Annotated in this window: 7 protein-coding genes and 1 pseudogene; 3 read left to right on the forward strand and 5 right to left on the reverse strand. The window is 72.7% G+C overall.

Annotated features, from left to right (window positions below; translation table 11 throughout):
* Positions 1-71: 71 nt before the first annotated feature.
* Genes gltX through ACOJTC_RS12005 form a run of 3 tightly spaced genes read right to left on the reverse strand, consistent with a single transcriptional unit; the run spans position 72 to position 4,129 of the window.
* Complete coding sequence (gltX, locus tag ACOJTC_RS11995; protein ID WP_420116904.1) at positions 72-1,481, reverse strand: glutamate--tRNA ligase; 1,410 nt, start codon at positions 1,479-1,481, stop codon at positions 72-74.
* Positions 1,482-1,529: 48 nt separating this feature from the next.
* Positions 1,530-2,807 carry an MFS transporter gene (locus ACOJTC_RS12000; RefSeq protein ID WP_420116905.1) on the reverse strand — a complete coding sequence of 426 codons (1,278 nt, stop codon included), beginning with the start codon at positions 2,805-2,807 and terminating at the stop codon, positions 1,530-1,532.
* Positions 2,804-4,129 carry a GH1 family beta-glucosidase gene (locus ACOJTC_RS12005; protein WP_420116906.1) on the reverse strand — a complete coding sequence of 442 codons (1,326 nt, stop codon included), beginning with the start codon at positions 4,127-4,129 and terminating at the stop codon, positions 2,804-2,806. The genes ACOJTC_RS12000 and ACOJTC_RS12005 overlap by 4 nt, the downstream gene beginning before the upstream one ends.
* Before the next feature lie 183 nt (positions 4,130-4,312).
* Between ACOJTC_RS12005 and ACOJTC_RS12010 the strand changes: the two genes are divergently transcribed.
* Positions 4,313-4,759, forward strand: coding sequence for an SRPBCC family protein (locus tag ACOJTC_RS12010; RefSeq protein WP_088644846.1), 447 nt, complete (start codon positions 4,313-4,315; stop codon positions 4,757-4,759).
* Positions 4,760-4,822: 63 nt separating this feature from the next.
* Here ACOJTC_RS12010 and aceE read toward each other — a convergent pair whose 3' ends face one another.
* A complete protein-coding gene (aceE, locus tag ACOJTC_RS12015; RefSeq protein ID WP_420116907.1) occupies positions 4,823-7,561 on the reverse strand; it encodes a pyruvate dehydrogenase (acetyl-transferring), homodimeric type in 2,739 nt (912 codons plus the stop codon).
* 240 nt (positions 7,562-7,801) lie between these two features.
* Between aceE and ACOJTC_RS12020 the strand changes: the two genes are divergently transcribed.
* Complete coding sequence (locus tag ACOJTC_RS12020) at positions 7,802-8,206, forward strand: YjbQ family protein (RefSeq protein WP_204926410.1); 405 nt, start codon at positions 7,802-7,804, stop codon at positions 8,204-8,206.
* A gap of 58 nt (positions 8,207-8,264) precedes the next feature.
* Here the strand turns inward: ACOJTC_RS12020 and ACOJTC_RS12025 are convergent, their stop codons facing one another.
* Complete coding sequence (locus ACOJTC_RS12025) at positions 8,265-9,926, reverse strand: alkaline phosphatase D family protein (RefSeq protein ID WP_420116908.1); 1,662 nt, start codon at positions 9,924-9,926, stop codon at positions 8,265-8,267.
* A 265-nt stretch (positions 9,927-10,191) separates the two neighbouring features.
* Here ACOJTC_RS12025 and ACOJTC_RS12030 point away from each other — a divergent pair.
* Positions 10,192-10,971: pseudogene (locus ACOJTC_RS12030) on the forward strand (transketolase); the annotation flags it as partial.

A 10,971-nucleotide genomic window follows, 5' to 3' on the forward strand; every position in this document is an offset into this window, starting at 1 on the left:
GCGGCCCCCCGCCCCCCCGCCGGGGCCCCCCCCCCCCCCCGGGGGCCCCCCGCGTCGATGTCGTGGTAGAGCTAGACCAGGCGGAGCCGGGCGGCGCGCAGCCGGGTCAGGGTGCGCTCCCGACCGAGCACCTCCAGCGACTCGAACAGCGGCAGCCCGACGGTACGGCCGGTGACCGCCACCCGGACCGGGGCCTGCGCCTTGCCCAGCTTGAGGCCGCGCTGGGCACCGACCGCCTCCAGTGTCGACTTCAGCGACTCCGCGTCCCAGGACTCCAGCGCCGTGTAGCCGGCGACGGCCGCGTCGAGCAGGTCGGCCGCCCCCTCCTTCATCGCCTTGGCCCAGGCCGCCTCGTCGATCGACGGTTCGGCGAGGAAGAGGAAGTCGACATTGGGCACGATCTCGCTGAGCACCGCGATCCGGGTCTGTGCCAGCGGCGCCACCGCGGCGAACGCGTCGGCGTCGAACTCCTCCGGCAGCCACGGCGGCGGGGCGATGGTGCCGGTGCCGGTCAGCCACGGCTGGCAGGCGGCCACGAACTCGTCGACCGGCAGCGCCCGGATGTACTCGCCGTTGAACGCGCGCAGCTTCTTCTCGTCGAAGAAGGCGGGGGAGGGGTTGACCTCGGTCAACCGGAACTCCTCCTCGATCACCGACCAGGGCACGATCTCCCGGTCGCCCGACGGCGCCCAGCCGAGCAGCATCAGGTAGTTGCGCATCGCGGCGGCGAGGTAACCCTCGTCCCGGTACGCCTCCAGGGCCACCTTGTCGCGGCGCTTGGAGAGCTTCTGCCGCTTCTCGTTGACCACCACCGGCACGTGCGCCCAGATCGGCGGCTTGACCCCCAGGGCGTCCCAGAGGAGCTGCTGCTTCGGGGTGTTCGGCAGGTGCTCCTCGGCCCGGATCACGTGGGTGATGCCCATCGTCATGTCGTCCACGACGTTGGCGAGCAGGAACACCGGGGAGCCGTCGCCGCGGGCGATGACGAAGTCCTCGATCAGCTTGTTCTCGAACGTCGGCTCGCCCCGGATCAGGTCGACCACCACGGTCGCGCCCTCGTCGGGGGTACGGAAGCGCAGCGCCCGCCCCTCGCCCGGCGGCAGGCCCCGGTCCCGGCAGAAGCCGTCGTAGCCCTGGTACTGCGAGCCGGTACGGGCCTGCACCGCCTCCCGGGTGCAGTCGCAGTAGTAGGCCCGCCCGGCGTCGTGCAACCGCTGGGCGGCGGCCCGGTGCTCACCGGCGTACGCCGACTGGAAGTAGGGGCCCTCGTAGGTGTCGCGGGCGATGCCGATCCACTCCAGCGCGGACAGGATGCCCTCGGTCCACTCGGGCTTGTTACGGGCGGCGTCGGTGTCCTCGACGCGCAGCACGAACACCCCACCCTGCTGCTTGGCGAAGATCCAGTTCTGCAGCGCCGAGCGGGCACCGCCGACGTGGAACATACCGGTCGGGGAGGGGGCGAAGCGCACACGTACCGTCACGCCGTCCAGCCTACGGCCGGCCGCGACCCGGTTTCGCCAGGGGGCCCGTCAGCGCACGCCCCGGATCTTGAGGACCAGGGCGCTGCCGAGCAGGGTCACCACGGCGGTCACCGCGTACAGCGTGGGGTAGCCGCCCAGGTGGACCACGATCGGGGCGGACAGCGCCGGGCCGAGCACCTGGGGTGCCGAGTTCGCGATGTTGATCACGCCGAGGTCCTTGGCCCGGTCGGTGGCGCGCGGCAGCACCTCGGTGATCAGCGCCGCGTCGACCGACAGGTAGACGCCGTAACCGGCACCGAGCAGCACCGCGGCGACCAGCGCCATCGACCAGGTCGGCGCGACCGCCAGCAGCAGCGCGGCCACCGCCATCACCACCCCGGAGACGATCACGTAGACCTTGCGCCGGCCGGACCGGTCGGACAGCATCCCGGCGACCACGGCGGTGAGCATCATGCCGAGGGTGTAGAGCAGGATCAGCACCAGCAGGCCACCCTCGGGGTCGGGGTAGCGCACCCCGTCGGTGAGGAAGTACAGCAGGTAGAGGGTGCCCAGGGCGTTGCCGATCTGCACCAGGAACCGGGTGATCCAGGCCCAGGCGAAGTCCGGGTGCCGGCGCGGGTCGATCCACATCGAGGCGACCAGCGCGCGCAGCCGCAGCGGCGGGCGGTGCTGCCGGGGCAGCGGGTCGTCGGGGGTGAGGAACGCGAACGGCAACGACAGCAGCAGCACCGCCAGCGCCATCGCGGTGTAGCCGGGCACGGTGCCGCTGACCAGGGCGGTGACCAGCACCGCGCCGAGCACCAGGCCCAGCGCCTGCGGGATGCCCACCCAGCCGGAGACCCCGCCGCGCTGCACCACCGGCACCCGGTCGGGGATGCCGGCGGTGAGGCTGGCCAGCATCGCGGTGAAGCAGACCTGGGCGGCGACCCAGCCCAGCGCCACCCCGGCGATGGTCTGCTGCCGGGCCAGCAGCACCAGCGCCAGCGCGCCGAGCACCGCGCCGCCGGCCGTCCAGACGTGCCGGCGGCCGAACTCCCGCCCGCCGATGCGCAGGCAGGTGCGGTCCGACAGCGCCCCGGCGAGCGGGTTGGCCAGCACCGCCGCGAGCGCGCCCAGCCCGGTGACGACGGCCAGCATCGCCTCCTTGTGGTCCGGCGAGATCCGTTCCACCTGCTGCGGCAGCAGCACCTGGATGGGGGTGAAGAAGGCCATCCACACCCCGAGGTTGGCCGCGAAGATCAACGCGATCCAGCTCCGCCGGACCGGGACGACCGGGTCGGCGAGCGCCGCCGGCAGCGAGGCCGGCGTCGGGTCGACGGTGGTCACCCCCGGCCGACCTGGGCCCGGTACCAGGCGTACGAGGACTTGGGCGTGCGGGTTCCGGTGGCGAAGTCGACGTGCACCAGGCCGAAGCGCTTGGTGAAGCCCTCGGCCCACTCCCAGTTGTCCAGCAGCGACCAGACGAAGTACCCGGTCACGTCCACGCCCTCGTCGATGGCGGCCCGCAGGGCGCGCAGGTGCCCGTCGAGGTAGCCGATCCGGTCCGGGTCGTGCACCAGACCGTCGGCGTCCGGGACGTCGTCGAAGGCGCAGCCGCCCTCGGTGATCTGGATCGGCGGCAGCGCGTCGCCGTACCGGTCGCGCAGGCCGACGAGCAGGGTACGCAGCCCGTCCGGGACCACCGGCCAGTCGAACGCGGTACGCGGGTAGCCCTCCAGCGGGACCAGTTCGAACGGCAGCGGGGAGTCCTCCTCGGGGGCGCATACCCCGGTCGGGTTGTAGTAGTTGACCCCGAGCACGTCCAGCGGCGCGGCGATCACCGCGAGGTCGCCGTCGCGGACCACACCCGGGTCGAAGCCCTCGGGGTAGCCCCGGCCCAGCAACGGGTCGGTGAACAGGTGGTTGTGCAGGGCGTCGTACGCCGCCGCGGCGGCATGGTCGGCGTCGGTGTCGCCGTGCCGGACGACAGGCGAGTAGTTGTTGGCGATGGCCACCGGTGCGGTGCTGTGGGCGCGCAGCGCGGTCACCGCCAGCCCGTGCCCGAGCAGTTGGTGGTGGGCGGCGGGGAAGGAGTCGAAGAGCAGGGTCTGGCCGGGGGCGTGTTCCCCGGTGCCGTGGCCGAGGCTCAGGTGGATGAACGGCTCGTTGAGGGTGATCCAGAGTTTCACCCGGTCGCCGAGGCGGGCGGCGGTCACGTCGGCGTACTCGGCGAAGTGGGCGGCGGTGTCCCGGTTGAGCCAGCCGCCGGCGTCCTGGAGCGGCTGGGGCAGGTCCCAGTGGAACAGGGTGGCGACCGGGTCGATGCCGGCGGCGAGCAGGTCGTCGACGAGCCGGTCGTAGAAGTCCAGGCCGGCGGTGTTGACCGGGCCGGTGCCGCCGGGCCGCACCCGGGGCCAGGCGATCGAGAACCGGTACGCCGACACCCCGAGCCCGGCCAGCAGCGCGACGTCCTCCCGGTGCCGGTGGTAGTGGTCGCAGGCCACGTCGCCGGTGCTGCCGTCGATGATCCGGCCGGGGGTGTGGGCGAAGGTGTCCCAGATGGACGGTCCCCGGCCGTCGGCGTCGGCGCCCCCCTCGATCTGGTACGCCGAGGTGGACACCCCCCAACGGAAACCGGCGGGGAAACCGGGGATCGGTGCGGTCGTCATCCACCCTCCCAGAACGCGAAACGTGTTCGCACTCTAGGGCGCGAAGTCCGCGAGCGCCATAGGTGCGAGGCAATGCGGGCGCAAGGGTTATCGGCGTGTCTTTTTCCGAACACGTCCCGGTAAGTCCGATTTAGCGCATAGAGTGCGGAATATCGCGGATGTCCTCAGTGGGGGAAGAACAGAATGATCCTCGTCGAACGCAGTGCGCACGTGACGGCGCCGGTGGAAGCGGTCTGGGAAGTTGTCCAACGGGCCGAGCAGTTGCCCGCCTGGTTGGCCGGGGTCCGGGCCGCCGAGGTCCTCTCGGGGGAGGGCTTCGGCCGTCGACAACTCGTCCAGGCCGGGCGCGGCTCGGCGCACGAGGCCGAGGTGATCGCCTACCAGGAACCCACCCTGATCGGCTGGCGGGAACGCGCCCGGGGTGCCGGGGCCCGCGCCGAGGCGCGCACCGAGATCTACGTGCAGCTCACCGCCGACGAGGAGGAGGGCGGCACCATCGTCCGGCTGATCGTGGTCCGCTGGCCGGCCGGCCCGGTCAAGGGCGCCCTGCTGCGCCTCGGACTGCGCCGGGTCGGTGCCGACCTGGAGGAGTCGCTGGCCCGGCTCACCGACCTGGCCGCCGTCGGCTGACCCGACCCGACGACGCGACAGGGCCCGGCGCACCGCGCCGGGCCCTTCGTCGTACCTCGGGGACTAGCTGTCCCCGCCGGTCTCGCCGACCGGGGCGGCGTTGACGTCGTCGATCGCGTACTTCTTGGCGGCCTCGGCCGGAACACCGGCCGGCACCACGCCGCGCAGGGCGAGCTGCCGCAGCGTCGCCACCGCCACCGACTCGGCGTCGACGTGGAAGTGCCGCCGCAGCGCGTGCCGGGTGTCCGACATGCCGAAGCCGTCGGTGCCGAGCGAGGTGTAGTCGCCGGGTACCCAGCGGGCGATCAGGTCCGGTACCGCGCGCATCCAGTCGCTGACCGCGACCTTCGGCCCGTCGGCGTCGGCCAGCTTCTGCTGGATGTACGGCACCCGCTGCTCCGCGCCCGGGTTGAGCAGGTTGTGCTCCTCGCAGAGCACCGCGTCGCGGCGCAGCTCCGTCCAGGAGGTCACCGACCAGACGTCGGCGGCCACCCCCCAGTCCTGGGCGAGGAGCTGCTGCGCCTTGAGCGCCCACTGCATGCCGGTCCCGGAGGCCAGGATGTTCGCCTTCGGGCCGTCGACCTGCGGGGCCGGCGCGTAGCGGTAGATGCCCTTGAGCAGCCCCTCGACGTCCAGCTCGGACGGCTCGACCGGCTGGTGGATCGGCTCGTTGTAGACGGTGAGGTAGTAGAAGACGTTCTCCTGGTCCTCGCCGTACATCCGGTGCAGGCCGCGCTCCACGATGTGCGCCAGCTCGAACCCGAACGCCGCGTCGTAGGCGACCACCGCCGGGTTGGTGGCGGCCAGCAGCAGCGAGTGGCCGTCCTCGTGCTGGAGGCCCTCACCGTTGAGCGTGGTCCGCCCGGCGGTCGCGCCGAGGACGAAGCCCCGGGCCATCTGGTCGGCCGCCGCCCAGAAGCCGTCACCGGTGCGCTGGAACCCGAACATCGAGTAGAAGATGTACATCGGGATCATCGGCTCGTCGTGGGTCGCGTACGCGGTGCCGGCGGCGGTGAACGAGGCGACCGAACCGGCCTCGTTGATCCCCTCGTGCAGGATCTGCCCGGTCGTCGACTCCTTGTAGGACAGGAACAGGTCCCGGTCGACCGAGGTGTACCGCTGGCCGTGCGGCGAGTAGATCTTCGCGGTCGGGAAGATCGAGTCGAGGCCGAAGGTACGCGCCTCGTCCGGGATGATCGGCACCCAGCGCTTGCCGAACTCCTTGTCCTTCATGATGTCCTTGAGCAGGCGGACGAAGGCCATCGTGGTGGCCACCTTCTGCTTGCCCGAGCCGCGCTTGACGTCGGCGAACCGCTCCGGCCCCGGGATCGCCAGCTTCTTGTGGCTGGTCCGCCGGGACGGCAGGTAGCCGCCGAGCTGCTCGCGCCGCTCCCGCAGGTAGGCCATCTCGTCCGAGGACTCACCCGGGGTGTAGTACGGCGGCAGGTAGGGGTTGTCCTCCAGCGCCTTGTCCGGGATGTCCAGGTAGAGGCGGTCGCGGAACAGCTTGAGGTCGTCAAGCGTCAGCTTCTTCATCTGGTGCGTGGCGTTGCGGCCCTCGAAGTGCGAGCCCAGCGTCCAGCCCTTGATGGTCTTGGCCAGGATGACGGTCGGCTGCCCGGTGTGCTCGGTGGCCGCCTTGTAGGCCGCGTAGAGCTTGCGGTAGTCGTGCCCGCCCCGCTTGAGGTTCCAGATCTCGTCGTCGGACAGGTGCTCGACCATCTTGCGGGTCCGCTGGTCACGGCCGAAGAAGTGCTCCCGCACGTACGCCCCGGACTCCGCCTTGTAGGTCTGGTAGTCACCGTCGGGGGTGGTGTTCATCAGGTTGACCAGCGCGCCGTCGGTGTCCGCGGCGAGCAGCGGGTCCCACTCCCGGCCCCAGACCACCTTGATCACGTTCCAGCCGGCGCCCCGGAAGAACGCCTCCAGCTCCTGCATCACCTTGCCGTTGCCCCGGACCGGGCCGTCCAGCCGCTGGAGGTTGCTGTTGATCACGAAGGTGAGGTTGTCCAGCTCCTCGCGCGCGGCCACGCCGATCGCGCCGAGCGACTCGACCTCGTCCATCTCACCGTCGCCGAGGAACGCCCAGACGTGCTGCTGGGAGGTGTCCTTGATGCCCCGGTGCTGCAGGTAGCGGTTGAACCGGGCCTGGTAGATCGCGTTCAGCGGACCCAGACCCATCGAGACCGTGGGGAACTCCCAGAAGTCCGGCATCAGCCGCGGGTGCGGGTACGACGGCAGCCCGCCGCCCGGGTGCGACAGCTCCTGCCGGAACCCGTCGAGCTGGTCCTCCGAGAGCCGGCCCTCCAGGAACGCCCGCCCGTACATGCCGGGGGAGGCGTGGCCCTGGTAGAAGATGTGGTCGCCGCCGCCCGGGTGGTTCTTGCCCCGGAAGAAGTGGTTGAAGCCCACCTCGTAGAGGGAGGCGGAGCTGGCGAAGGTGGAGATGTGCCCACCGACGCCGATCTCCGGCCGCTGCGCGCGGTGCACCAGCATCGCCGCGTTCCACCTGACGTACGCCCGGATCCGCCGCTCGATGTGCTCGTCGCCCGGGAACCAGGGTTCCTGCTCCGGGGCGATGGTGTTGATGTAGTCGGTGGTGGTCAGGGACGGCACCCCGACCTGCCGCTCACGGGCCCGCTCCAGCAGGCTGAGCATGACGTACCGGGCGCGTTTGGTTCCGCGCTCGTCGATGACACCGTCGAGCGACTCGACCCACTCGCTGGTCTCTTCGGGGTCGATGTCCGGAAGCTGGCTCGGCAGACCAGCGGTGATCACCGGGCGCTTGCGTTCCGTAGCCACAGGCGTTCCCTCGGTTGTGTGTGGGATAGGTCTCTCCGCCATCCTGCCCTCTGGTGGCACCCGTCGTCACGTGTAGCTCCCCCAGACGCGACGCTGAACACAGGTACCCGCCGGTAACTTTGCGTGGGTGGCCACCCGGCCGCACTCCCGGCCGCCCGGACACGGCACCGTCCGGCGGCCGGCCGTGCCCGGCCCCCGGGCCGGGGGCGGTGGCGCGACGGATGCGGCAGAATGCGCCGTATGCGCAGTGAGGTGATCACCGTCCGGACCGGTTCCCGACCCACCGTCGTCGACGTCACGGCCGAGGCGGAACGGTTCGTCGCCGGGCAGGGCGACGGCCTGCTGCACGTCTTCGTGCCGCACGCCACCGCCGGGGTGGCGATCATCGAGACCGGCGCCGGCTCCGACGACGACCTGCTGCGGGCCCTCGACGACCTGCTGCCCACCGACGACCGCTGGCGGCACCGGCACGGCTCACCCGGCCACGGCCGCGACCACGTGCTGCCCGCCTTCGTCCCGCCGTACGCGACGCTGCCGGTGCTCGGGGGCCGGCTCCAGCTCGGCACCTGGCAGTCGGTCTGCCTGGTCGACCCCAACGGCGACAACCCGTCGCGTCAGGTCCGCTTCTCCTTCCTCCCCGGCTGAACCGTCCCGGCCGAACCGCCCCGGCCGAACCGTCCCGGCCGACCCGGGCGCGGGCCGCTCAGCGCAGCCCGGTCTCCGTCTCGACCGTGTACCGGTCCCGGTCCACCGGCCGGGCGCGGGCGGTGGACGGCGGCCGGTCGTACGTCTGGTGCAGGCCGGGCACCCGGTCCTCGACCACGAACGACGCCCGGGGGTACGCCGGTGCGCCCGCCCGGCTCACGTACGGCAGCACCATGAAGTCCGCGCTGAGCTGTGCCGGGGTGATCGTGGTCCGGACGAAACCGCGCAGGTCGTTCTGGAACCGCAGGTGCGGGTTGGTGCGCAGCCAGGGATGCGAGCCGCTGGCCGAGTCGAAGCCGTCGCCGCCCGAGGTGACCGAGGAACAGACCAGCTCGGTGCCGACCGTCCGCGCCGCCGGGTCGAGGTAGTCGAGCTTCAGGTCGGCCGCCCAGTGCGCGTGCACGTCGCCGGTGAGCACCACCGGGTTGCGGACCCCGGCGGCCACCCAGCCCCGGGTGATCCGGTCCCGGGAGGCCAGGTAACCGTCCCAGGCGTCCATGCTGGTCAGCCGGGTCGGCCCCGGGTCACGGTCGCGGGCGGCGAAGAACACCTGCTGGGCGAGCAGGTCCCAGCGGGTGTCGGAGCGGCGGAACCCGTCCAGCAGCCACTGCTCCTGCGCCGTGCCGGTGATGGTGCGCCCCGGGTCGGCCGCCGCCGGGCAGTCCCGGTAGCCGTCCCCGCACGCCTGGTCGTCCCGGTACTGCCGGGTGTCGAGCAGGTGGAAGGTGGCCAGCCGCCCCCAGCGCAACCGCCGGTACAGCGCGATGTCCGGACCGCGCGGCACGGAGGCCCGCCGCAACGGCATGTTCTCGTGGTACGCCTGGAAGGCGGCGGCCCGCCGGGCCAGGAAGTCCGGGTCCGGCTCCTCCGGCACCGCGCCGGCCCAGTTGTTCTCCACCTCGTGGTCGTCGAAGACCACCGCCCAGGGGGCCACCGCGTGCGCCGCCTGGAGATCCGGGTCGGTCTTGTACTGGGCGTGCCGCTGCCGGTAGTTGGCCAGCGTCCGGGTCTCCGGCCCCTCGTGCCCGCGCGGCCGGTCGGGGCCGTACTCCCGGGCGTACTCGTACTGGTAGTCGCCGAGGTGCAGGATCAGCTCCGGCGCGCTCTCGGCCAGCCGCCGGTAGGCGGTGAAGTACCCCTGCTCGTAGTGGGAGCAGGAGACGAAACCCATCGCCAGCGCGGCGGGCAGGGACGTCGGGTCGGGTGCGGTGCGGGTGCGCGCGGTGGGGGAGAGGTGCCCCTCGGCCCGGAACCGGTAGAAGTACTCCCGGCCGGGCAGCAGCCCGGTCAGCTCGACGTGCACGCTGTGCGCCGACTCGGGCCGGGCGGTCTCCGTGCCCCGCTGGACGACGTGCCGGAACAGTTCGTCGGCGGCCACCTCCCACTGCACCTCGACCGTCCGGTCGGGCATGCCGCCCAGGCCGTCCTCGGCCAGCGGCTGCGGTGCCAGCCGGGTCCACAGCACGACCCCCTGGTGGTCGGGGTCGCCGGAGGCCACCCCGAGGGTGAACGGCCAGAGCAGCGGCCGGTGCCGGGCGGGGACCGCCGGCCGGGCGGGACGCCCGTCGGCGGCGTCGGCGGGCGTGGACAGGCCGGCGGTCGCGCCGGCCGCGCCGAGCGCCGCGCCGGAGAGCAGGACGGTGCGTCGGGACAGTGCCATGGGAGCCTCCCCGGGGTCCGGTGCGTTCCTGACCCCGGCAGCGTCGCGACCCACGGTGGCCGTCAGGTGACCACCGGAGACCGTCGCCCCCTCCGGCAGCCGAACAGCGCCCGGCTAACGGGTGCCCGTCAGCCGACGCCGCTGCGCGAACCGGTCGGGTCGGTGTCCTGCCGGGACCGTCCACAGCGGGTGTGGTGGACCGCCGTATCCCGGTCGGGTCGTGTCTGAGTGGGCGAGCGTGGCCTCCGTCGGTAATGCTGATCGCGTGACCACCCCGCAAGATCTCGACGACCGGTTCCGGGAGACCCTGGGCGCGTTGCCCGAGCCCGAGCGGCGGCGTGACCCCGGGCGACCCGTCCGGCCCGGTGCCGCGCTGACCGGGCACCAGTTGCTCGCCCTGTTCGACGCGCAGGTGACCAGCCGCCAGCTCGACCTGGCCGCGCGTTGGCTGCGCAGCTTCGACGAGGGCTACTACACGATCGGCTCGGCCGGGCACGAGGCCAACGCGGCGGTGGCCGCCGCACTGCGCCCCACCGACCCCGCCCTGCTGCACTACCGCTCCGGCGCCTTCTACTGCCTGCGTGCCGCCCAGGCCGTCGGCGACTTCCCCGGCGGCGACGTCGGGGCCGGCGGGGATCCCGCGGCGGTGACCGGATACCCGGACGCCGACGACCACCCGCCGGCCGGTGACCCCGACGGCGTCCATGATCCGGCCGACACCCCTGACGGCGACAGTCGGCCGGCCGACGCCCCCACCGACGGCGGCCGCCCGGCGGTCGACGACGTCCCCGCGCCCACCGGAGCGCACCACAGCAGCCCACCCGCCGCAGGTCCGGACACCGGCTCCCGGCCCGGTCACCCGGACGTGCCCGTTTCCCCGCAGGCCGCCGGCCCATCGGCCGGGGCGTCGCACACCGTCGCCGCGCCGCCCGCAGCCCCGGACGCCGGCGGCTTGTCGACCGGCCTGCCGGACACCGTGGCCGCGTCGCCGGGAACCCCGGACGCCGTGGCCGCGCCGCACCGGGCCCCGGACGCCGCCGGTCTG

Origin of the sequence: Micromonospora sp. (assembly GCF_048594385.1) — a bacterium.
In the GTDB taxonomy this organism is placed as follows: domain Bacteria; phylum Actinomycetota; class Actinomycetes; order Mycobacteriales; family Micromonosporaceae; genus Micromonospora; species Micromonospora wenchangensis.

Bases quoted from the DNA above. Each gene is read 5' to 3' on its own strand.
- ACOJTC_RS12005 (WP_420116906.1), bottom strand. From the start codon at position 4,129: ATGACGACCGCACCGATCCCCGGTTTCCCCGCCGGTTTCCGTTGGGGG.
- ACOJTC_RS12010 (WP_088644846.1), top strand. From the start codon at position 4,313: ATGATCCTCGTCGAACGCAGTGCGCACGTGACGGCGCCGGTGGAAGCG.
- ACOJTC_RS12020 (WP_204926410.1), top strand. From the start codon at position 7,802: ATGCGCAGTGAGGTGATCACCGTCCGGACCGGTTCCCGACCCACCGTC.
- ACOJTC_RS12025 (WP_420116908.1), bottom strand. From the start codon at position 9,926: ATGGCACTGTCCCGACGCACCGTCCTGCTCTCCGGCGCGGCGCTCGGC.